Raw genomic sequence first — 23,409 nt, 5'->3', positions numbered from 1 at the left:
ATTTCCATGGTTAGATCCAGGCCGGACCTCGCCCCCTGGAGAACCACGGATTGACACCGATAAACACAGATTCAGGATTCTGATCCCCCTATCTGTGTGAATCTGTGTCCATCCGTGGTTCCTTATTAATCGGACCTGGATAATTAAACGGCTGCTGAAGGCCATATTTAGAATTGCTAAATCCCTACCGGACGAATAGAAAATCGTTCCCGATGGGCGTATCCTTCCGCCCTCGAAAACACGGACCGAATCCACCATGGCAGAACAAGATTTCATCCCGGGACAACGCTGGATCAGCGATACCGAACCTGAACTGGGCCTTGGCATGGTGACGGGCACCTCGGGCCGCACCCTGACCCTGCGCTTCAATGCGACCGCCGAGGCCAGGACCTATGCCGCCGACAACGCGCCACTGACCCGGGTACTGTTCCAGGTCGGCGATACCATCGAATCCGACCAGGGCTGGGACCTGACGGTGGAGTCGGTGGAGCAGAATGGTGGCCTGCTGACCTACGCCGGTACCTGTTCCGGAACAGGCAAGAGCGGCCAGGCGACCAGGCTCGGTGAACAGTCGATCAGCGCCTTCATGCAGTTCAACCGTCCGCAGGCGCGGCTGTTCGCCGGCCAGCCGGACGGCAACATCTGGTTCGAGCTACGCAAGGCCACGCTGCTCCAGCAACAGACACTGAAACAGTCCGATCTGATCGGCCTGGGCGGCGCCCGTACCGAACTGCTGCCCCATCAGCTCTATATCGCCCATGAGGCGAGCCGCCGGCTTGCCCCGCGGATACTGCTCGCGGATGAGGTGGGGCTGGGAAAGACCATCGAGGCGTGCCTGATCCTGCATGCCCAGCTGCTCACCGAACGGGCGCACCGCGCCCTCATCGTGGTGCCACCGCCGTTGCTGCATCAATGGCTGGTGGAGCTGTTGCGCCGGTTCAATCTCAACTTCAGTCTGTTTGACGAGCCGCGTTGCGCGGAGATCGAGGCATCGATCGACGGCGAGAATCCTTTTCTCACCGAACAGCTGGTACTCTGCGGGCTGGATCTGTTTACCGGCTCACCGCAGCGGCTGACCCAGGCCCTCGCGGGCGAGTGGGATATGCTGATTGTGGACGAGGCCCACCACCTTGAGTGGCATGAAGCCAACCCCAGCCCGGCGTATCAGGCCATCGAGTCGCTGGCGGGCCGCATCCCGGGGGTATTGCTGCTGACCGCGACCCCGGAACAGCTGGGCCGCGACGGACACTTTGCCCGCCTGCGGCTGCTCGACCCGGACCGCTTTCCCAGCCTGGCGCAGTTTCGGCAGGAACAAGCCCGCTACCGGTCCATCGCCGATGCCGCCGCCGGCCTGATCGCCGACACGCCGCTCTCCGACGCGGATGCCGCTCGCCTGCTGGAGACGCTGGGGGAGACGCAGGCCGCCGCGCTGCTGGCGGAGATCCGGTATCCGGATGGGACGCCCGCACGACAACGTCAGGCCAGGGACCGATTGACCGAGCTGCTGCTCGACCGCCACGGCACCGGCCGGGGCATGTTCCGTAATACCCGCGAGCGGATCAAGGGATTTGCTCCGCGCATATTCCACGCTTATCCCCTCGACTTGCCGGCGCTCTACCAATCTGCCGAACAGACCGCTGTAGCGGCCTCGCGGCTGTTGCAACCGGAGCACGGGTTGCGCGGCGAGGCCGGCGACGAGTGGTGGCGCCAAGACCCCCGGGTCGACTGGCTGATCGCCCTGCTGAAACGCTACCGGGGCGAGAAACTGCTGCTGATCTGCGCCCACGCCGGCACCGCGATGGAGCTGGAACAGGCGCTGAGAATCCGCGAAGGCATGCATGCCGCCCTGTTCCACGAGGGGATGAGCATCATCGAACGCGACCGGGCGGCAGCCTGGTTTGCCGATCACGAACAGGGCTGCCAGATCCTGCTCTGTTCGGAGATCGGCAGTGAGGGGCGTAACTTTCAATTTGCCCATCACCTGATCCTGTTCGACCTGCCCGAGAACCCGGACCTGCTGGAGCAGCGGATCGGCCGGCTGGACCGCATCGGCCAGAAGCATCAGATCGAGTTGCACGCCCCCTATTTCCGGGACAGCGCCCAGGAGGTGCTGCTGCGCTGGTATCACGAGGGGCTCAACGCCTTCGCGCACACCTGCCAGGCGGGCCAGCAGCTGCTGGAGCGGCTGGGCCCCGCCCTGCACCAGGCCTACGCCACCCACCCGGACAACCCGGCCGATCTGGAGCGGCTGCTGGCACGCACACGCCAACTCCACGCGCTGATCGCCGCGGCATTGAAAAACGGCCGCGACCACCTGTTGGAATTGAATTCGTGTCGGGAAAAAGATGCCGACCGGCTGGTGCAGCAGCTCGCCCTGATCGACCGCACATCGGCGCTAGCCGATTACATGGAACAGCTGTTCGCCGCCTATGGGGTAGAGGCGGAGCCGCACTCCAGCCAGAGCCTGGTGATCCGTCCCGGTCAGCATATGCTGACCGAGCACTTCCCCCACCTGCCGCAAGAGGGGACGACCCTGACCTATGACCGGGGCACCGCGCTGACCCATGAGCAGTGGCTGTTTCTGACCTGGGAGCACCCCATGGTGCGCGACGCCATGGACATGCTGCTGGAGAGCGGGCGCGGCAACTGTGCCGCCATGGGCATACGTCATCCGGCCGTGCCTTCGGGAACGCTGGCGCTGGAGCTGCTGTTCGTGCTCGAATGCCCCGCCCCCGGCGTGTTGCAGGCAGCGCGTTTCCTACCCCCCACGCTGCTGCGCACGGTGGTCGACCAGCGCCTGGCCGAGCGCGGCGACGCCATCGCCGATGCCGACATTGGACCGGCACTGCACCCCCTGCCCAAGCCGGTCATCCACAAGATCGTCACCCCGTTGCGCAAGCCGATCCAGGCGATGATTACCCAGGGCGAGCAGAACATGGCCGGCCAGGCCAGGCAACGGCTGCGCCAGGCGGAGACGATGATGAACGATTACTATGCCGAAGAGATCGACCGCCTCGATGCCCTGCACCGGGTCAATCCCTATATCCGTCAGCAGGACATCGACCTGCTGCGCGCGCACCAGAGCGAACTGAACAGTCACCTGGCGGCCTCGCGGGTGCGGCTCGACGCCATCCGCCTGCTGATCGGACTGTAGAAAAGTATCTGCCGCCGGCCTGTCCATAAGCCGGCAATCATAGGGTGGGTTAGCGGCGCACAGGCACGATATTTTCCGGTTGCGACAATTCCCGGGCGCCGCGTAACCCACCGTCTCCTCGACCCGCCAAATGGTGGGTTACGGTGCGCGTGTGGTGCAATGCAAACGGCCATCGCCTGCGCAATGCGCACCTAACCCACCCTACAAAAGTGATCGTTGACCGGATGTAGGGGGATAGGCCGGCAGGCGCATCCACCATGTGCCTGATCGCGTAGCCCGGATGAAGCCGCCCCCCAAGACAGAAGAGCCGTATGCACCCGCGGCGGCGGAATCCGGGGAACAGGCTCGGCGCAATGATGCCCCGGATTTCGCCCGCATGGGACTGCGTGTCTATCGAGTTCCGGTGGGCGGGCTCCATCCAGGCTACAAGCTACAGGATGACAGCGATCAGGCAACAAACACCTCACCTTCCCAGCAGCAGCCGGCCCGCCTCATCGGTCAGCGGCGTTGGCCGGGCGATGCCGTAGCCCTGTGCAAAATCCACACCGATGCCCCGCAGCAGGCCCAGTACCTGGTCATTCTCCACAAACTCGGCAATGGTCTTTAGCCCCATTACCTGGCCGATCTGATTGATCGCCTGGACCATGGCGCGGTCGATCGGATCGGTGGCCAGGTCGCGGACAAAGGCACCGTCTATTTTCAGAAAATCGACCGGCAGATTTTTCAGGTAGGCGAACGATGAGAGACCGCTGCCGAAATCATCCAGGGAGAACAGGCAGCCGGCCTGCTTCAGGGTGCGGATAAAATAGCTGGCCGAGGCCAGGTTGGCGATGGCGGCCGTTTCGGTGATCTCGAAACTGATCATCCCCGGCGGAATCCTGAACTCGTCCAGCTTCTCACCGATATAGGCCAGGGTATCCTCATCATTCACCGAACCGCCGGAGAGGTTGATGGCGAAACAGTAGCCCCCCAGCACCAGAGTCTCATACTCACGCCCGATCAGATTGAACAGTTGGTTGACCACCCAGCGATCGATCCTCGGCATCAGGCCGAACCGCTCGGCTGCCGGGATAAACTTATTCGGCGGTACCAATGCACCCGCCTCATCGCGCATCCGGATCAGCACCTCGTAATGACCGGTGTGCGGCGAACGCTGGTCGATCGGCACGATCGGCTGCACATAGAGACAGAACCGATCCTCTTCCAGGGCACGGTGTATGCGTGCCACCCAATGCATCTCACCCTGACGCTGGGCCGCTTCACCGGCATCCGGCCGGTACACATGCACCTGGTTTCGACCGCCATCCTTGGCGGCATAACAGGCCGTATCCGCCGCGCTCAATACCTGTTCGGCCCGCTCGCTCTCCGCGGTAATGGAGACCACACCGATGCTGACCCCAATGGCGTAGGTCTTGTCATCCCAGGCAAAGCGCATATCCAGGATCGCCTGGCGCATCTTGTTGGCGATACGTAATGAAACGACTTCCGAACAATTGACCAGGAGCACGCCGAATTCATCGCCGCCCAGGCGTGCCAGGGTATCGCCGGCGCGGATATGCTGCGAAAGCCGGGTGGCGATCTGCCGCAACAGCTCGTCGCCCGCCACATGCCCGCAGGTGTCGTTGACGATCTTGAACTGATCCAGATCGAGATAGAGCATGCCATGGATGCGCCCGGTCGCCATGGCATCCCGCAACAGGTCATCCAGGCGGCTGTCGAAACTGCACCGATTGACCAGACCGGTCAGGGTATCGTGTGACGCCTGCCAGCTGACCTGGGCCGCCAGGCTGCGGGTGTGACTGACATCGCGGAACACCAGGACGACGCCATGAATAATCCTTTGCTCATCGCAGATCGGCGCCACCGACGCCTCCACGGCGATGCCGATACCATCCCGGTGCACCAGGATCAACTCCCGATGCTGGCCACCGGCCACGGTTCCGGTCGCCAGGCAACGCTCGATGGCGCTGTCCAGCAGTGCGGCCCCCTCGTCCATCGCCTGAAACACCCGCGCCAACGGCAATCCCATCGCGGCCGTGAGTCGCCAGCCGGTCAACTTTTCCGCCACCACGTTCATATAGCTGATGTTGCGATGCAGGTCCGCGGTGATCACGGCATCGGAAATAGCGGAGAGGATGGAACGGGTGGCCAATTCCAACCCCAATTCCCCTCCCTGCCGCTCCGCCATCCGCGGCGGCAGATCAAATTCATCATCCAGGTTATTGTTATCGGTCATCCACTACTCTGCAGAACTCGAGTTCGCACACCCGGCCACACCGCCCCCTGCCCCATCGGCAACCACGCAGGGTGGAAGCGCATGGGACATTACCGGGGCCGGAACGGCGCTTGGTGATTGTTTGGGTGATTGTTTGCTGATGTAGCGACCGGGGCATCCGGTTCTTTAAACCATCCCGGTGGTACGGGCACGAAAACAAGACGGGGTACACATTATGAAAAAAATCCGCCGCACCCCCTTGAAAAAGGCCCTCTCCTGGTTATTTGTTGGCGTAGCCCCGCAGGGGTCGGGATCAGGTATTCACAGGGGTCGGAGTCAAGCCGCGCACTGGCGGCGGGAAATTCTTCCTGGGCCGGGCGGCTTGACTCCGACCCCTTCGCGATTGTAATAAATACCCAGTCCCTTCGATCAAATTTGACTCCGCCCCCTATAAGCGACCCCTATAAGAATTCGGGATCAGGCATTGGGCAAGGAGATACCGGTAAGCTTCTTATACAGGGAGACCGCATAGGAGTCGGTCATGCCGGCGACGAAATCGGTCAGCCGCAGCAGGCGGGTATAGACGTTGGGCGAGGGGATGCGCTCCGGGCCGATGAACTGCTCCGGTATCAGACGCGAGATCATACGGCTTTTCGCCGAGGCCTGTTCGCCCTGTTCCGCCAGATCGTCCAGCACCTGGATGAAACGTTCCAGCAGATCGCCGATCACCTGGAATCCGGCCGCCTGGATCTCCACCACCTCGGTCGCCTGGTAGATACGCTCCTTGGCCACCTCGATCAGCCGGTCCATGGCGGCCCGCCGGGGGAATTGATGCAGCAGCGGCTCGTCAAACCGGCCGCCCAGGATGGCCTCCTCGTTATCCAGGAAACAGTCCATCGCCTGGCTGATCGCCTCGTTGATCACCTTGGCGCGGAGAAACTCCACCTTGCCCTTGCTGTCACGGATGGCCTGCATCCGCTGACGCGGTTTTTCCGGCTCGCGGAGAATGTCCAGATAAAGCCCCATCACCTCGTCAAAGGTGAAATACCCGAGCCGGAACCCGTCCTCGATATCGATCACCCGATAGCTGATATCGTCCGCCGCCTCCACCAGGAAGGCCAGGGGATGGCGGCACCAGACGGCACGGGAACCGTCCCGCCGGATCAGCCCGACCTGGGCCGCGATCGCTTCAAAGGCCGCACGATCCTCGACAAAAAAGCCCTGCTTCCTGGCGCTGACCCCGGGATAACGGCCACCCCCCAGACAGGACTCCCGGGGATACTTGGTGAAGGCCGCCAGGGTGGCGCAGGTCAGCTGCAGGCCGCCCGGATTGTCCGGATTCTGCAGCCGGGTGAGGATACGGAACCCCTGGGCGTTGCCCTCGAAGCTGGTGAAATCCTCCCGCTCACTGTCCTGCAGCATGGCGACCCGGCGCTGGCCGTAGGGGGCGTCACTGGCCCAGCTGCGGAAGGCGTCCTCGCCGGAGTGGCCGAACGGCGGATTGCCGATGTCATGACCCAGACAGGCGGCGGCGCAGATATCACCGAAATCGGAGGCCTCATAGCCATCCAGGCCGCGGCGTGCGATCACCCGCTCGCCCACCTGGGTGCCCAATGAGCGGCCGATGCTGGAGGCCTCCAGGCTGTGGGTCAGGCGGGTGCGGATATAGTCCACCCGGGAGAGCGGGAACACCTGGGTCTTGTCCTGCATGCGGCGGAACGCGGAGGAGAAGACAATGCGGTCAAAGTCACGCTGAAAATCGGTCCGGGCTGTCGTCCCCCCCTGGGCTTGATCACTCCCGAGGCGGCTACGGGAGAGCAGTTGATTCCAGTGCATGGTCATGAGTACCTCAACCGGTGAAAACGGACGCGGGCGCAAGGCGCGGAGCGGATGGCTCTATCCTACCAGACCCGACTTGGCGAATAACAGAAAACAGTTACATTGCAGCGGCTTAGCACAGCCGTTCTGATTTTGTTTTTTCAGGTTTACACATTATCTTCTATGCTATGGCCTGCCCCACTCCTCCCGCTGCATGGGGCCTGTAGGATGCCGGTGAGCTTGCGAACCGCATCGATCCGGATACCGGCGAATGATGCGGTTCGTGCCTCACCGGCATCCTACCCCGAAAACCGGTCATAGGGCGCCCCATGGGCGCCATCGGCGGGCCCGCCCCGCCCCATGGTCTCGAACATCGCCGGCGTAGGATGGCGGTGAGTCTGTAGGAGTGACTCTAGCCGCGAGAGGGTTATCTAATATAGCCGCTCTTGCTTGAAATTTGGAATTGCCGCCCTTAGCACGCCAGACTTGCCTGATCAACCTAAACTGAGTAGGCTTGTCGCCCTCGACACCTTTTCAACCCGAGTGCCAGGTAAATCAGATGATCGTCTCAAGCTACGAAAAAGCCCGTTTCAACATGGTTGAGCAACAAGTGCGCCCGTGGGAGGTTCTCGATCCCAAGGTATTGAGCCTGATCGGCAACATGCCGCGGGACCGCTTCGTGCCCGACAGCTACAAAGGGCTGGCTTACGCGGATATCGAGATCCCCCTGGGTGACGGCCAGAAGATGATGTTCCCACGGGTTGAGGGGCGGCTGCTGCAGGCGCTGGACATCCAGCCCACCGACAGCATCCTGGAGGTCGGCACCGGCAGCGGCTACCTGACCGCCTGCCTGGCCAAGCTGGGCAACAAGGTGATCAGCCAGGAGATCAACCCGGCCTACACCGAGCAGGCGCGGCAGCGGCTGGCGGAGCTGGAGATCGACAATGTCGAGCTGCGCACCACCGACAGCCTGAGCGACGACATCGAGAGCGGCCGCTTCGACGCCATCGCGGTGACCGGCTCCCTGCCGGAAATGCCGGAGGCGTTCAAGCAGCGCCTGAACATCGGCGGCCGGCTGTTCGTGGTGATTGGCCAGAGCCCGGCCATGACCGCCTTTCTGGTGACCCGCAGCAGCGAAAATGAATGGCACAGCGAGGCACTGTTCGAGACCGATATCGCCCCGCTGACCAACGCACCGGTGATCCGCAAGTTCGTATTTTAGGGCGCACCTCGATGGGTGGATGCGCCTACCGGCTTATCCACCCTACATTGAATGGCACTTACTTAAGCCAAGAACCACCGTCATCCCGGCGCAGGCCGGGATCCAGATTGCTTAATGGTGGCGGTATTCCTGGATTCCATCCTCAGGTCCGTAAACGGTGCATCCCTACACCACTCCTCGGGCCTGCGCCGGAATGACGAAAATCCTACAATTCGCATTAAGTTAAGTGCCATTCCACTCTACATTCGAGCATTTCGTAGGGTGGATAAACGACAGCGCATCCACCATTTATCGGAGTCACAAAAAAAGGGCGCCACTTACATGTGGCGCCCTTTTTTGCCGATTACCGAACTACTTTTCCGAATCACCAATCAGGATATTTTCCCGGTTGGCCGCGACGGTCTTCTCGCCAATCCCCTTGACCATGGCCAGGTCGTCGGCGGACTTGAACGCGCCATTCGCGGCTCGATACGCCACAATGGCCTGGGCCTTGGAATCACCAATCCCCTTCAACTCGGTGGCGATCTGCTCGGCGGTGGCGGTATTGATATTCACCGGCCCGGCAAAACCGCTGACGCAGGCCAGCAGCAACGCGGTTGTGACAAACAATTTAAGACACTTCATCGATACGCTCCTTGTAATATAAATCCACGAAAGAGAGGACATCCTAGTCGCTCTGGGATTTTAAATATAGCGTCATTCAGGAAATTTCGGGTAGGATTTTTCCGAGTTATATGCCAGTAAATGCCTTGTGTCGACGGGCGTGGTCCACCCCATAGCCTGACGCACAGGATGTAGTTTTGTAGGATGCGGTGAGTGAAACGAACCGCATCTAGGCGGTTGCCGTTTCCGATAAGGCTTGGTGCGGTTCGCAAGCTCACCGGCACCCTACGTCAAGATCAGTGCCTGCGGGTGGGGGACGATATTGCTGTTGGTCCTCCCGCAGGTAGCCGCAAATGATATCAAACAGCCTCTCCAGCGCCCCGCGATTGGCTTCGACCACCCGCAGGCCGTTCTCGCCAAAGCGCGCCCGCAGGTTGGCATCCGCAAGCCAGCTGGTCACCACATCCGCCAGGGCAGCGGCGCTGGTCACCTTGAGCGCGGCACCCTCGGCCAGCAGCATGCGGCTGATCATGTCGAAGTTGAACATGTGGGGACCGAACACCACCGGCAACCCCAGGGCGGCCGGCTCCAGCACATTGTGCCCACCGGTCGCTACCAGACTGCCTCCAACAAAGGCCACGTCCGCCGCCGCCAGAAACAGGGTCAGCTCACCCATGGTGTCACCCAGCAGCACCCGGGTGTCCGGGCCACAGGGTTCACCGGTCGAGCGACGCGCCGCTACGAAGCCCTCGCGCTGACAGAGCAGTGCCACCTTATCGAAGCGTTCCGGATGGCGCGGTACCAGCACCAGCAGCGCCTCGGGCAACGCCCGCAGCACCTTGCGGTGGGCATCCAGAACCTGCTCATCCTCGCCTTCCCGGGTGCTGGCCGCCACCCAGACCGGACGACCGTCCCAGGTACGGCGCATCGCCTCCGCCTGCTCCTTCAGGCTCGCCGGCAGGCGTATATCAAACTTGATGCTGCCGGTGACGCGCACCCGATCAGAAGGCAGCCCCAGGCCGAGAAAGCGCTCCGCATCCGCCGGCGACTGGGCGGCCACCAGGCCGATACGGCCGAAGGTCTCCCGGGTAAAGGGACCCAGCCGCGCATAGCCCCTGGCGGAGCGTTCCGACAGGCGGGCGTTGGCCAGGACGGTCGGTATGGACTGGCGCTCGCACAATGCCAGCAGGTTGGGCCACACCTCGGTCTCCATCATCACCAGCAGCCGGGGCTGCAGGGTCTTGAGAAACCCGTTGATGGCGAACGGCAGGTCATAGGGGAAATAGGTATGAATCACCGCATCACCAAACAGTCGCCTCACCCGGTCGGAACCGGTAGGTGTGGTGGTGGTGAGGACAATCGGCAGGTCGGGGAACTGTTTCCGCAGGCGCCGCACCAGCGGCTCGGCCGCCTGGGTCTCGCCCACCGAAACCGTGTGCAGCCACAGACAGCCCTCGACCACGGGTGTGGACAGCCTGCCGAAACGTTCCGGAATGCGCCTTCGGTAATCCGGATTCTTCAGGCTGCGCCAGTAGAGGCGAGCCAGTACCAGTGGCAGGCTGATGTAGAGGATGAGGGTGTATAGCAGTCTCATGGTGACGGCAGTGGGCGGCTATTGCGAGTGATTGGTATGGGAGCCGGAGATAGTAAGCGATAGGCGCGTCGACATCCACACCAGTCCAATCACCTGTAGGAGTAGCTTGGCCGCGAACCGCTCTTCGCGCCGGAGGCGCTCCTACAATTCGTGCACTGATCCAAGTCAGTGTAGGGGAGCGGGATACTCGCAATGACCGCCATTCAATCAGATACGCTCATCCACCTCCGTCTGCTGCTCCAGATAGACCCAGTCCACAATATGTTGATCCGGCTGGTAGCCGGACACCATCTGCTCGAGCATGGCCTTGATCACATCCACGTCATTCACATTCAAGGCGATGGTCAGGGCATTCAACTTCTCCTCAAGTACCGGCCAGGCCAGGAAGTCGTCATGGGCCTTCATAATCCTTGGATGGGAGGTCGCCCCCGGATTATCGCCGATCAGGAGCTCTTCATAGAGTTTCTCACCGGGCCGCAGACCGGTGACCTGAATTTCGATATCCCCTTCCGGGTTGTCCTCATCCTGCACCGTCAGACCGGACAGCTCCACCATGCGCCGGGCAAGGTCCATGATTTTGACCGGCTTCCCCATATCCAGCACAAATACATCCCCCCCCTTGGCCATGGCGCCGGCCTGAATCACCAACTGCGCGGCCTCGGGTATGGTCATGAAATAGCGGGTGATCTCGGCATGGGTCAGAGTGATGGGACCACCATCCCGCACCTGCTGGCGAAACTTGGGGACCACCGACCCGGAAGATCCCAGCACATTGCCAAAGCGGACCATGGAGAATTCGGTACGCGGCGCGTCCGCCGCCAGTGCCTGCAGTACTGTCTCCGCGAGTCGCTTGCTGGCCCCCATGATATTGGTAGGGCGCACTGCCTTATCGGTGCTGATCAGGACAAAATCGGCCACGCCCTGCTCCGCGGCCACCCGGGCGGCGGTCAGCGTGCCGAAGACATTATTCCTGACGCCCTCGGCGGGATTATGCTCCACCAGTGGCACATGCTTGTAGGCCGCGGCATGGTAGACAGTGTGTGGCCGCCAGGTGGATATGATCTCGCGCATACGTTCTTCATCCCGCACCGAAGCCAGAAGCGGTATCAATGAAATCATGTTGTCGACCCGCGCAGCGAGTCTACCCAGCAACTCCTGGTGCAGTTCATAAAGCGCAAACTCACTCTGTTCCACCAGCAGCAGGGTTGTTGGTGCCAGTTTTACGATCTGCCGGCAAAGCTCGCTGCCGATGGACCCCCCTGCCCCAGTAACCAGTATCACCTTATCGGTTACACACCTGCTCAGCAGAATATGGTTGGGCGCCACCGGTTCGCGTCCGAGCAGATCATCGATATCCAATTCTCTTACATCGGAAATAGTCACCTTGCCCTGAGCCAGGTCTCCGAGGGTGGGCAAGGTACGCACCGCCACATGATGGCTCAGCATCTGCTCGATGATTTCATTGCGGCGCCTCCGTTGCACCGAGGGCAGTGCCAGCAAAACATCCGTTACTCCGCGCGACACGATCAGCCCCGGCAGATCATCCGGGCCGTAAACCGGCAAGCCATTGAGCACATGCCCGTGCAACCGGTCGTCGTCGTCCAGAAACCCGGCCACGCGTACTTCCAGGCTGTTGCTCATTGCGGATGCCAGTTGGCGGCCGGCATTTCCCGCCCCATAGATCAGGGCTTTGGGTAGCGCGGCTATCTTCAGCTGGCTTTGATACAACCCCCCCAGCCAGTAGCGTGCCAGGGCGCGTGACCCACCCACCGCGAACAGCAGCAGGAGCGGCTGAATGAGACCGATGGTTCGCGGCACGCCCACCATGCCGACGGCGGTGAAGAACGAGGCGAACAACAGGCCGTAAATCGCCACCGCCCGGGTCACCGCCAGCAGGGCGGGCCAGCCCGAATAGCGAAAGATGGCGCGGTAGAGTCCGGAGACGATAAAGATGGGAATTGCCAGCCCCAGCGAGGCCACCACCGGCCACATGGGACGACCGGCAAGGGTGACGAATTCACCCAGCCGCAGATAGTAGGCCAGCCACACCGTCAACACACATAGCGAGGCGTCCAGCGCCAGTACGATGATACGCTTGGCGTAACGCGGCAGGGCCAGTACCGGCGGTGCCGTGCGGTTATGAATCGATTCCAACATTAAAATTCACCGCATTCAGTGATTCACGAAATCAAAAACGGTCGGTTTCGCAGCAAACCCGTGACAACCGACTACCCAGGAAGCTCCTGGAGGTCGGAGTCAAATTTGCTGGACATAGCGTATAAAACGCCCTGTTTCCTTGAACAAATTTGACTCCGACCCCCGCACTGGACTCCGCCCCTGTCCAAGCTGCCGGCATCCTACCCCGCGATTACCACATCCGTCCCTGGAAGCAGAGTCCGCAACTTATCCCGCAATTCACGCTTGGCCGACGCATCCCCATGCACCAGGCGAATTTCCCGGGGTTGATGGCGAATCCCCTTGACGAAGCGAAGCAGACTGGCCTGATCGGCATGGGCGGAATAACCGCCCAGGGTATGCACTCCGGCGCGTATGGTGAAACGCCGACCATCCAGCTCTACATACCCGCCTTTCGGACCATAGTGCTGGATAACCCGGCCCGGCGTACCGGCGGCCTGATAACCCACAAACAGCACATCGTGGCGCGGATCACTCAGCAGCGCTTTCAGATAATTGACCACCCTTCCACCACTGCACATGCCACTGGCGGCAATCACTACGGCCGGTCGCTTCGAATTGGCAAGGTAAGCGACCGTTTGCAAATGCTCATCATGACTCTCTACGGTGTAGAGCTGCTCAAAGGCCAGCGGATGACGGCCGGCATTCAAACGTCGGTGCGCCTCATTGTCCCAGAGGTGGCGTAACCGCCGGTAGCTGGCGGTCATTTTTGCGGCCAGCGGGGAGTCAACAATAATCTCCAGTTGATCCCAACGCACGTCGTTTCCCGCTTCACGACTGCCCATGCGATGAATCAGGCCCTCCAGGTCGTAGAGCAGTTCCTGGGTACGGCCGATGGAGAAGGCGGGAACCAGTACCGTGCCGCGATTAACCAGGGCATGCTCAATCACCTGCCGCAGACGCAACTGGCGCTGGGCGCGATTTTCGTACAGGCGATCACCATAGGTACTCTCCAGCACCAGCAGATCGGCACGCCAGGGGGATTTCGGCGCCGGCAGCAGGGGCGTGTAGGGCGCCCCCAGATCTCCGGAAAAAACTACCCGCCGATCCCGTTTTGATACTTGCTCCCCTCCAGCCGCCTGAACCTTAACCTCCACATAGGCGGAACCCAGGATATGGCCGGCCGGATGCAACTTGATAGACACCCCCGTTCCCACCGATCGCCACTGCTTATACGGCAGTGCGACCAGCTGAAGCCGGATCTGATCAAGAAACCGCTTGATCAGCGCTGCATTGCGCGTGAACCCCACCTTCAACGCATCCTCCAGCACCAGCGGCAACAGCAGAGCCGAAGCCTCTGTGCAGAAGATCGGCCCACGAAATCCGGCAGCCAGCAGATAGGGGATACGCCCAATGTGGTCGATGTGCACATGGGTCACCACCAGACCCATCAATCCATCGACAGGAAAGTCGATTTCCAGTCCCTTGCCAATGCTGTCATTGCCAGGCAGTTCGTCACCCTGAAACAGCCCGCAATCGACCAACAGCGAATGCCCATTCGCCAGGCGCAACTCATGACAGGAGCCGGTCACACCATGAACTGCTCCATGGTGGTGGACTGTAAACCCTGTCCCATCAACCGAAATATGATCAATGCTCATATCCATTTTCTTTCAGTCCCTTGTCGAAAAATGTTATATCGGATTTGAAGACAAAACTTTGCGAGAACAACCCGCCACCCTGTAGAAGCGCTCCGCCGCGAATACCTTCACGCCAGTAGATGTAAGGGTGGATAAGCGACAGCGCATCCACCATGAATCGGATGGCGGTGGATGCGCAAGCTTATCCACCCTACAAGTACTGCGAACTCCGAAACTTGAGTTAGATAGGTATTCAGGTATCCCTTTCAGGGGCTTTGAATCCATCCCCTGATTTCAAGATCACATAATATCCGACCAGCGTCTTCGGAGAGCGTGGACACGTGTACATGTCCCTGATTCAGTGCATCAGTCAGCTTATCAAGATCCTCGATGTATTCGTGTATCATCTGATTCCGCAATTCCCTTAGTGCCATCCAGGTATCTACGGAATTTATCAACCCAAGTTTTTCAGCCCGATTCAGGTTATCCACAGCAGGTCCTGTTTTCTCGCCCACCGCGTTAAGATACAGAGGCAACAAATTATCGCCTACCGTATCCTGAAGGCGTCCGAAGCGGCTCACAAAGGCGTCCACCTGCTCCGCCAAATTATCATCGGCCTCCAAGCGCTGCGCTTTCTCGCGAGAAAATGGGCTGTCAAAGAGGCGCCCATCCGTCGAATTCAAATAACGGATCTCCTTGCGGACTATCCGAGCCAGGAATTGCAACCGTAGCTGTGCAGACTGAGGAATGCTCACAGTACAACGCCCTCCTTTCGGGCAATATCATGAATCGGAAAATGTTCCAGATTGGGGGCACTCAGCAGCACATCAACCTTTTGCCCGCCGAGCCGGCGACTAATCCGACCCGATATCTTCGCGCTCAACCAAGCAGGTTCGTCAACAGGATATGGAATCTCAACGAGCAAGTCGATATCCCCGCCACGGGCGTTATCATCCACACGGGAACCAAATAAACGCACGCTGACCCGATCTCCAGCGATGTCGAAGACTACCTGGTGGATTACTTTGGTTTGATATGGCGTTAGTCTCATGGCTTCACCTGATTGTTAAGCACCCTAGTACTACTTCAATTTGATAAAGTACTTTTGTAGGGTGGATAAGCATCAGCGCATCCACCATGAATCGGATGGCGGTGGATGCGCAAGCTTATCCACCCTACGAAACTGAAACAGCTTTACCCGGCAATATTGATTTGGACGACTACTAGGAGTCTGCCGGGCTTAGCCGATTGTAATGAAACTGAAAATCATCCACGCAATGGTTGATTTTCAACCGGCTGGTTACCTCTTGCCCTGGCATTCAAGCCCCCTGCACTGCACGCAGGGAAGCACCGTTGGCAGCTACCGCTCCAAGGTATTGATAATTTCTATACAGGTTTTCATAGGTAGCCACATTTCAATGCGTGAATGATCGTCTGGATCAACCGGTAAAAAACCATACTGTTGATAAAAGGGAATGACCTGCGGAGTCATAGGATCAACAAACAATCCGATGACGGAAATTTGTTGTTCAACCAAGGTCGTTCGATAGATGGCATCAACCAGTAACCGTTCTCCTAACCCAGCCCCTTGCTGTGAACGGTCCACGGCAAGACGGGCCAGTTTTACCGCACTGAGCGGGTGAGGATACTTTTTGTAAACTCTGTGGGCTGGCGGCGTTGTCACTGAATATCCGGTGAGCGTGTGATAGCCAATGATTGTCTTGGGCGCGGAATCACGACACACCACATAGGTTTTCGCAATATGCTTTACTGTCTTTTGCCGGGCCTGTTGTTGCAAGAATTGATTCAACTCTGTGATGCCGCAATCAAACGCTTTGCGATCATGTTGCGGGGTGATTTCCTCAATGACCAGGGACATTCACCGTTTCCTGGTAGCGCTGCGCAGCCTTAAGTAGCTTTTTATTCGCCTTTGGCGGAGTTTCCAAGGCGGCAAGCAGTGCGTCAGCACCGGCCATCGAAAGATGCAATGTCTCGGTATGTTCAATCACGCTGCGCGCCTTCTCCATTGCCGACTCAATAAGGAACTGTGAAAGGGTTGCCCCAGAGTAATCGGCTGCCCGTTGTATGATTTCCTGTATCTCCGCGGTGGTTCGCGCAACCAAACGGGTTTCTTTACGTTCTGCATTAGTCGCCATAATCTCACTTACATCCTTAAACTTATAAGCATGGTGCCATTATGGCATACACAAATACCTTCAGTCAATGCGTATGCCTTTTCGGCATACAATGCAGGGATTGATCATATTGGATCATCTTCGCGCCAGAGGCGCCCCCACCAATCCACTACACCCCACCACCCCGTAGGAATGGCTCCGCCGCGAACAACCTGTGGCAATACCACATTGTGGAGGACATCAAGTCACAAAACCTTGCGCGCTCTACACCATTTAATCAGCGCCGCGGTTGACTCATCCAGCCCTGCCACATCGCCCTCCCCACGCAGTGCCGGCAACAAGCGCCCGGCAAGCTGTTTTCCAATCTCTACACCCCACTGATCAAACGAGTTGACTCCCCAGATCACACCCTGCACGAATGTCTTGTGTTCATAGAGTGCCAGTAGTAGACCGAGATAGCGGGCATCCAATTTCGGCAAGAGGAGCAGCGTGGAAGGCTGGTTGCCTGTGAATACCTTGTGCGGCAGCAGTGCGGTCAGCTGCTCGTCAGACAGACCGGCCGCTTCAAGCTCGGAGCGCGCTTCCGCCTCCGTCTTGCCAAAGGCGAGTGCCGCGGCCTGGGCGAAACAGTTTGCCAACAGCGGGGCCTGGTGCCCGGGTAGTGGAAAATTACTCTCAACGGTAGCGATAAAATCACAGGGGACAAGCCAACCACCCTGGTGCAGCAACTGGAAGAAGGCGTGCTGGCCATTCGAGCCGATCGCCCCCCAGACCACCGGGTTGGCCTTGCACGCCAAAGGTTGCCCATCCCGGCCTACCGTCTTCCCGTTGGATTCCATCTCAAGCTGCTGAAGAAAGGCGGGCAGATAGCGCAGTGATTCGTTATAGGGCAGAACGGCACTGGTCTCGGCACCCAGAAAGTTGCTGTTCCAGATACCGACCAGGGCCATCAGCACAGGCAGGTTTTCAGCCAGTGGCGCCTCCCTGAAGTGTCGGTCCATGGCCCCTGCCCCGCTTAACAATGCCGCGAAGTTATCCATGCCTACCGCCAGCGCGATTGCCAGGCCCGCCGCCGACCAGAGTGAATAACGCCCACCGACCCAATCCCAGATGCGGAATATATTCGACTCGGGCAAACCGAACTCCACGGCAAGACCGGGCTCCGCGGTCACCGCGACAAAATGCCGCGCCAAGACGTCCTGCGCCGGACTGCCGGCACCTTCCTCCACCCAGTCGCGAGCCGTCATGGCATTGATCATGGTCTCCTGAGTCGTGAATGACTTGCTCACGACAACAAATAGCGTGGTACGCGGATCGAGCCTGTCCAACAGCGGCGCTATATCCGCGCTATCAAGATTGGAGACAAAATGGAATTTCAACTCCGGATGCCGCCAGGCAGCCAGTGCGTGGACAGCCAGCCGTGGCCCAAGATCCGAACCACCTATGCCGATGTTCACCACATCAAGAATCACTTCGTCGGAAAAACCCCGCCATGAGCCATTGCGGACACTGTCAGTAAACAGACGCATTTTATCGCGCACGGCCAACACATCCGGCTGTACATTGTCTTCAGGTGAAGGGTATGCTTCATACTCCAGGTGACGCAAGGCCGGATGAAGCACGGCGCGATGTTCGCTGATGTTGATTTTTTCGCCGGCAAACAGACGATCACGCCAGCCAGTTACTTCCGCAACTTCTGCAACCTTCAGTAGCAAATCAAAAGTTTGCTGATTGAGCCGCTGCCGGGAAAAATCGGCAAGCAGGCCTTCAACCTCAAGCGACAGATGGGAGAAACGATCCGGATCGGCAGCGAACCAGTCGCGGAGATGGCAGTATGCCACTGAATCTCGATGCGTATTTAAAGCTTGCCAGGCAGGAGTCTGGGTAATATTCATAATAAGACGCTTTGTACTATTCAATTTCAGACCGGCAAATCTACAGCCAAACAAAGCGACTACTAGCCCACAAGACAACCTTTCTCAGCGCAGGCAGCTAATTACGGCTTCCATATCAACCCAAATGAAGAAAACGACGTAACTATTACCACTGTCATTAATAAAAGCACCACATTGACCTCTGAACACCACCTTGAAAAGCAGGGTCACCCTCGTTGCATGCGGTCACCACTGCCTGATCCAGCGATCGTTTTGAGGATGTAGCCAAAATACGTCGCCGGGCTCAAGGATTCCAGCATGCGTGCGTCCGTTTCGGCTAGCAGCCTTGGTGTAGACATGTCGATACCCTGCACCTGTGCCAGCCCCGTGATACCTGGGCGTGCATCGAAGACCGCACGGGCCGCACGCTCGACGATCAATTCCTCCTGATTGAACAAACATGGGCGCGGCCCCACCAAGCTCATCTCGCCCTTGAGTACATTCCACAGTTGAGGCAATTCATCCAGCTTGGTACGCCGCAGGAGCGCCCCCATCTTCGTCACGGTCTCGGGGTTAGCAAGATGTGTCGCAACCGACTGCGTATCTGTTTTCATGGTGCGGAATTTCACCAGAGTGAAGGGCAGCTGGCGTCGCCCCACACGCACCTGTAGAAACAACGGCGAGCCGGTATCGAATAAGCCGATCACAAAAAGCACAACAATCAATGGCAATGCAACCAGAAGCCCGACCGCCGCCAACACAATATCCAACAGACGCAGAATCACAGCCCCGCCCCCATCTTGCGATACCACGCAGCGGTCGCAGCGATACCCGACTGCATGCTGAATGGCGGTGACCAGCCCAAATCATTCTGTATGTACTTGATATCGACTGCGAGCGAACCGATCAAGCGCTCCACTGCCGCCCGCCTGCCCAGCAACCTGCCAGCCCACCTCATCCATGCAACCGATACTGGCAATAATAAAGCTGGGCGGCCCAAGGCGGCAGCGACTCGGCGAGCCAGTTCGGGCGTAGAAACATCTTCGCCATCACTCACCATGAACACTTTACCAGCCGCGGCAGGATGTGACAGTCCGACCCGGATAGCATCCACCAAGTTACCCAGGTAAATCAAACTACGCTGGTTATGAATGGCTCCCAAGGGCAAGGGAAGTCCACGATCAACCGCCCGCATAAGACTAAAAAAATTACCCTTTACACCCTGTCCATACACTAAGGGAGGACGCAGAATGACAACCTCCATTCCCGTTTCAGCAGCAATATCTGCGAGCAATTTCTCTGCCTCCCATTTGGAGATGGCATATGCATCGACTGGTGCAGGCGGATCATCGGCTCGATATGGCGTAACTTGCCCCTCACCCAGCACTTTGATAGTACTCAAGAAAATAAAGCGTTTTACCCCTTCCTTTGCTGCCTGCTGCGCAAGACTCCGAGTGCCCCCCACATTTATTTTCCAAAATTCAGTCAAAGGATCGGCCGCTTTTTCGTGCATTACATGCACACGGGCAGCAAGATGCACCACTGCATCGCAACCTCCAAGGGCCCCGCGCCAATCAGTATCCGGGCCGATATGACCTACCGCAATATCCCCTTGACTCTTATCTCGTACTGTACGTACGACCCCATGTCCGTCCGCACTGAGACTTGCGCAAAGATCCCGCCCCACAAAACCGTTAGCACCACTTACGCAAATCCGCATACGATCATCCAGTTGATGCAGCTATTGGCTAGTTCTTTACCGAGACACAGTTCTTGCCAAAGGCCGCGCGAATCGCCGTAATGGACGCGGCAATGCCTCCCACAGCCAGAAAATCGATTTTCTGGAAAATGGCATTCCTAACAGGATAGATTGCATAAATAATGCAGTTTTCCGGCGCAGATAGTAGTTAACACTTAACCTTCTCGCACGATTAAATTCTGCTTTTGTGTAGGGCCGCGAGGCCTCGAGAGTTGCTCGCCTGGAAACCTCTTCTTCCAAGATGTCGTCAACCTGCTTTATAAATGCACGATAGCTCCACCTCGAATCTAGCGCAATCTCTGCATATGTCCTGTCGGCCATGGCTTGCAGAAATGAATGATCACGGAGCTTTGCGATGACCTCGTCAAAATTGGAAAAATCCTTCTTCAATACAATAAAATGACGTTCTGGCGTAAGCACCCCTGAATACTCGCCTTCAAATAGCACCATCGGCGTTCTCAGTGCAGCCGCCTCGAAGCAGCGGGGCGAAATCTGGTGCAAGTTCAGAGATCCCTCAAATGGGCCTAAAAATTTCTCTGATACTTCTTCAAAAGTGGCATCTGGATATTTAGATGTATATGCTTCGACTCGATGCTCAAGCTTTCCATCAAAATCAATAATACTTGCGCCGCTTTCCACGCCAATCACTGCTCGACATGATGCGACAAATTTGCTCCAGGCATCTCCATAGAGGCGCTCACCCTCACGGGTGGAAAGGTCGAGCTTCAGTCCAGTGCCCTCAGCGCGCCGTTTAAACTCCTCCGCTATAAACCACTTTTCTTGACCTAAACGCCCTAGCCAGAACGGCATGCGTCGAGTTCGATATCCCACATCGATGGGTCGTTGATCTACTGGTAGTACTTCCTGATGAACTAAGCGCTCTGGAACATAGCCTGTCAGTACATTCTCCACGCGTAACTTCGGCACCTTATCTGGCGGATAGACCTTGGCGATCTCATGTCCTGGAACACACGAAAAAAGAACATCGATCCCAAGCTCGTTGATATGTTTCCAGTAGGTCTGGATTTCCCGGTACTCATCCTGCAGAAAGGCGGCCTTCAGGCCCTTATAACGCTTCAGTCGCTCAACAAGTTTTGGTCCAAGATAATGATGGAGCAAAGGGCCCAAGGATAGTGAGTAATGAGTAATGACCACATCGAATCGATCCAGGTCTACCAGGTCCGGAAAATGGCGAAGCATGGATATCTCATGCACCGTGTGGCCCGAATACTTATGCAACGCATCCAGATATTCGGTTACTGTAGCCGCCTGGGTATTGGCTGTTGGTCGGTTGGTCAGGAAAAGAATATTCATCTCGGAAACACCACTCGATCAATCGACAAACTGCTGATGCCAGAGTTCAAGACTTAGCAACGCCCACAAGTTCCGCCCGTAGATGCTCTGCGAATCCAGGATTGTGTCAAGCGACACCCCATCCCGAAGATAGGGTCTGGTGCGCGCCTTTTGGGAAGAAAAAATATCGCCAATCAGGTCGCGCGCAGCCCCTCCGCGCTTCAGCCACATATTCAACGGCACCGGAAATCCCATCTTGTCCTGGCGATTCCGTATTGCCTTCGGCAATTTATCGGCAAATGCCTCGCGCACCCATCTCTTCAACTCGCCGTTCAGGAATTTTACGTTGGCTGGCGCTGTTGCGGCGAGCTCTACCAGAGGGTGGTCGAGGAATGGAACACGGGACTCCAGGCCATGCGCCATGCTCATCCGATCTTCAACCTGCAGAAGTGCCGGCAGTAGCGTCTTGAAATCGAAGTGAGTCATGAGATCAAAGTACGATTCATGTCCTACGTTCTCGCCCCAGAAAATCTGCCGAAATTCTTCGAATGCCTGTTCGCGCTTGATCACACCGGGCCGAAGCATTGGCTCTATAGTGTTCGCACGGTTGATCAACCTGAAATAACGCTGATCCTTAGCTTCGAACAGCCCCGCCGACCAGAACTCTTTCATCAGCGGCTTGTACGCCCTTAAAGTCGTGAGGTTCGGGATGATCGATTCGTAGGTCACTACGAAGTGTCCATTGTGAAGGGATCCATCGATTGCCCCGGCAATGCACTGCTCGAAATAGGCGATCAGGTAACGCGCATAGCCGCCAAAAATCTCATCTCCGCCCTGCCCGCCAAGGACAACCTTAAGATGCTGACTGGCCAGCTTCGACACCATGTACTGAGGGAACGCACCGGGACCTGCGATGGGACTATCGAGATGATAGATCACTTTACTAATCGTGTCGACGAAATCCTGTTCCGTGATCGACGCGACGTACAATTCCATCCCATGATCATCCGCCACGGATTGGGCGTAGCGAGACTCATCGAACGCATCGCCCTCCAGAAATTTGCCATTGAAGATACGGAAATTCGCTGTCGTTCGATGGCCGCTGCCCAAGATGGCAAGAAGACTCGAATCCACACCACCGCTCACATAGGCGCCGACTTCCACATCCGCTCGCATGTGCAGGCTTGCCGACTCGTCGGCAAGTGCCTGGATACGCTCAATGAAATACTTGTCCGTGTGGTCAAAATCGAGATTGTAGTGGACCTCCCAGTAGCGACTGATCTTCACATTCGTATCCGGCCCCACCCATCCACAATGAGCGGGTAGAACCTGCCTTACACCATCGAGGAGGGTCTTCTCACCAAGGCAGAACTGGAAACTGAAATAGTCGCTTAAAGCGTGCGCATCGACTTCTCGTCGCGAAAGAAAAGGAAGCAATCCTTTTATCTCTGATGAAAAATAAACCGACCCATCAGTGCTCTTATGCCAGTAAAGTGGCTTGATGCCGAAACGGTCGCGTGCAAAAAATACTGCCTGTTTTCGCGGATCCCAGATCAGGAAGGCAAACATTCCGCGCAGACGCTGGACGCAATCCTCGCCCCACTCGCGATAAGCACGAAGAATCACTTCAGTATCCGAGCTGGTCCTAAAACTCTCTACACCCAGTTCACGGCGAAGTTCAATGTAATTGTAGATCTCTCCATTGAAAATGATGGTTATTTCATCCTCAAGAGACATGGGTTGTGCGCCCGTCTCAAGATCGACGATTGCCAGTCGAACATGACCGAATCCCACCGATCGATCAGCATCTATCCATACGTCACTACCGTCCGGTCCCCGATGGCGGATGCGCTCAAGGCCTGTTTCCACCACTTGCCGCAGAGACGCTTCCCTGTCTGGCGCATTCTTGATGATGGCAAAAATTCCACACATGCTTTTTCCCTTTATGTTTCGATTGGTTAAAAAC

The 23,409-nt window shown here is 57.9% G+C and carries 17 protein-coding genes; 2 read left to right on the top strand and 15 right to left on the bottom strand.

The window, feature by feature from the left end; genetic code table 11:
• Positions 1-256 precede the first annotated feature (256 nt).
• The gene (rapA, locus tag NPX02_RS11230) at positions 257-3,154 is read left to right on the top strand and encodes an RNA polymerase-associated protein RapA (RefSeq protein ID WP_260293660.1); all 2,898 of its coding nucleotides are present in this window, start codon (positions 257-259) and stop codon (positions 3,152-3,154) included.
• Positions 3,155-3,617: 463 nt separating this feature from the next.
• Here the strand turns inward: rapA and NPX02_RS11225 are convergent, their stop codons facing one another.
• Positions 3,618-5,390 (bottom strand): EAL domain-containing protein, encoded by a 1,773-nt coding sequence (locus NPX02_RS11225; protein WP_260293658.1) that lies wholly within the window; start codon positions 5,388-5,390, stop codon positions 3,618-3,620.
• Between the two features lie 456 nt (positions 5,391-5,846).
• On the bottom strand, positions 5,847-7,205 hold the full coding sequence (locus NPX02_RS11220) for a deoxyguanosinetriphosphate triphosphohydrolase (RefSeq protein WP_260293657.1): 1,359 nt from the start codon (positions 7,203-7,205) through the stop codon (positions 5,847-5,849).
• Between the two features lie 541 nt (positions 7,206-7,746).
• On the opposite strand from NPX02_RS11220, the gene NPX02_RS11215 reads away from it, so the two are divergent.
• Positions 7,747-8,409: a protein-L-isoaspartate O-methyltransferase family protein gene (locus NPX02_RS11215; protein WP_260293656.1), complete on the top strand. Its 663-nt coding sequence runs from the start codon at positions 7,747-7,749 to the stop codon at positions 8,407-8,409.
• A gap of 351 nt (positions 8,410-8,760) precedes the next feature.
• On the opposite strand, the gene NPX02_RS11210 is transcribed toward NPX02_RS11215, so the two are convergent.
• The 13 genes from NPX02_RS11210 to asnB form a co-directional block, all read right to left on the bottom strand.
• Positions 8,761-9,033 carry a ComEA family DNA-binding protein gene (locus tag NPX02_RS11210; RefSeq protein WP_260293655.1) on the bottom strand — a complete coding sequence of 91 codons (273 nt, stop codon included), beginning with the start codon at positions 9,031-9,033 and terminating at the stop codon, positions 8,761-8,763.
• Between the two features lie 253 nt (positions 9,034-9,286).
• Positions 9,287-10,606 carry a lipid IV(A) 3-deoxy-D-manno-octulosonic acid transferase gene (gene waaA, locus NPX02_RS11205; RefSeq protein WP_260293654.1) on the bottom strand — a complete coding sequence of 440 codons (1,320 nt, stop codon included), beginning with the start codon at positions 10,604-10,606 and terminating at the stop codon, positions 9,287-9,289.
• Between the two features lie 207 nt (positions 10,607-10,813).
• Entirely contained in the window at positions 10,814-12,763 is a 1,950-nt protein-coding gene (locus tag NPX02_RS11200; RefSeq protein WP_260293653.1) for a polysaccharide biosynthesis protein, read from the bottom strand.
• 200 nt (positions 12,764-12,963) lie between these two features.
• Positions 12,964-14,403, bottom strand: a complete 1,440-nt coding sequence (locus tag NPX02_RS11195) for an MBL fold metallo-hydrolase RNA specificity domain-containing protein (RefSeq protein ID WP_260293652.1) — start codon at positions 14,401-14,403, stop codon at positions 12,964-12,966.
• 245 nt (positions 14,404-14,648) lie between these two features.
• Positions 14,649-15,137 (bottom strand): hypothetical protein, encoded by a 489-nt coding sequence (locus NPX02_RS11190; protein ID WP_260293651.1) that lies wholly within the window; start codon positions 15,135-15,137, stop codon positions 14,649-14,651.
• Positions 15,134-15,433 carry a nucleotidyltransferase domain-containing protein gene (locus NPX02_RS11185; protein ID WP_260293650.1) on the bottom strand — a complete coding sequence of 100 codons (300 nt, stop codon included), beginning with the start codon at positions 15,431-15,433 and terminating at the stop codon, positions 15,134-15,136. The genes NPX02_RS11190 and NPX02_RS11185 overlap by 4 nt, the downstream gene beginning before the upstream one ends.
• 309 nt (positions 15,434-15,742) lie before the next feature.
• On the bottom strand, positions 15,743-16,261 hold the full coding sequence (locus NPX02_RS11180; protein WP_260293649.1) for a GNAT family N-acetyltransferase: 519 nt from the start codon (positions 16,259-16,261) through the stop codon (positions 15,743-15,745).
• Complete coding sequence (locus NPX02_RS11175) at positions 16,245-16,538, bottom strand: type II toxin-antitoxin system TacA family antitoxin (protein WP_260293648.1); 294 nt, start codon at positions 16,536-16,538, stop codon at positions 16,245-16,247. Before NPX02_RS11175 ends, NPX02_RS11180 begins: the two co-directional genes overlap by 17 nt.
• 224 nt (positions 16,539-16,762) lie before the next feature.
• Positions 16,763-18,412, bottom strand: coding sequence for a glucose-6-phosphate isomerase (gene pgi, locus NPX02_RS11170; protein ID WP_260293647.1), 1,650 nt, complete (start codon positions 18,410-18,412; stop codon positions 16,763-16,765).
• 206 nt (positions 18,413-18,618) lie between these two features.
• Positions 18,619-19,173 carry a sugar transferase gene (locus tag NPX02_RS11165; protein ID WP_260293666.1) on the bottom strand — a complete coding sequence of 185 codons (555 nt, stop codon included), beginning with the start codon at positions 19,171-19,173 and terminating at the stop codon, positions 18,619-18,621.
• On the bottom strand, positions 19,173-20,111 hold the full coding sequence (locus NPX02_RS11160) for a UDP-glucose 4-epimerase family protein (RefSeq protein WP_260293646.1): 939 nt from the start codon (positions 20,109-20,111) through the stop codon (positions 19,173-19,175). The genes NPX02_RS11165 and NPX02_RS11160 overlap by 1 nt, the downstream gene beginning before the upstream one ends.
• Before the next feature lie 36 nt (positions 20,112-20,147).
• Positions 20,148-21,464 carry a CgeB family protein gene (locus NPX02_RS11155; RefSeq protein WP_260293645.1) on the bottom strand — a complete coding sequence of 439 codons (1,317 nt, stop codon included), beginning with the start codon at positions 21,462-21,464 and terminating at the stop codon, positions 20,148-20,150.
• A gap of 18 nt (positions 21,465-21,482) precedes the next feature.
• Positions 21,483-23,375: an asparagine synthase (glutamine-hydrolyzing) gene (gene asnB / locus NPX02_RS11150; RefSeq protein WP_260293644.1), complete on the bottom strand. Its 1,893-nt coding sequence runs from the start codon at positions 23,373-23,375 to the stop codon at positions 21,483-21,485.
• Positions 23,376-23,409: the final 34 nt, after the last annotated feature.

Origin of the sequence: Sedimenticola hydrogenitrophicus (genome assembly GCF_025175675.1) — a bacterium.
Classification (GTDB): domain Bacteria; phylum Pseudomonadota; class Gammaproteobacteria; order Chromatiales; family Chromatiaceae; genus Sedimenticola; species Sedimenticola hydrogenitrophicus.
The sequence above is the reverse complement of the archived record's forward strand: the minus strand, read 5'-3'. Positions and strand labels throughout refer to the sequence as shown.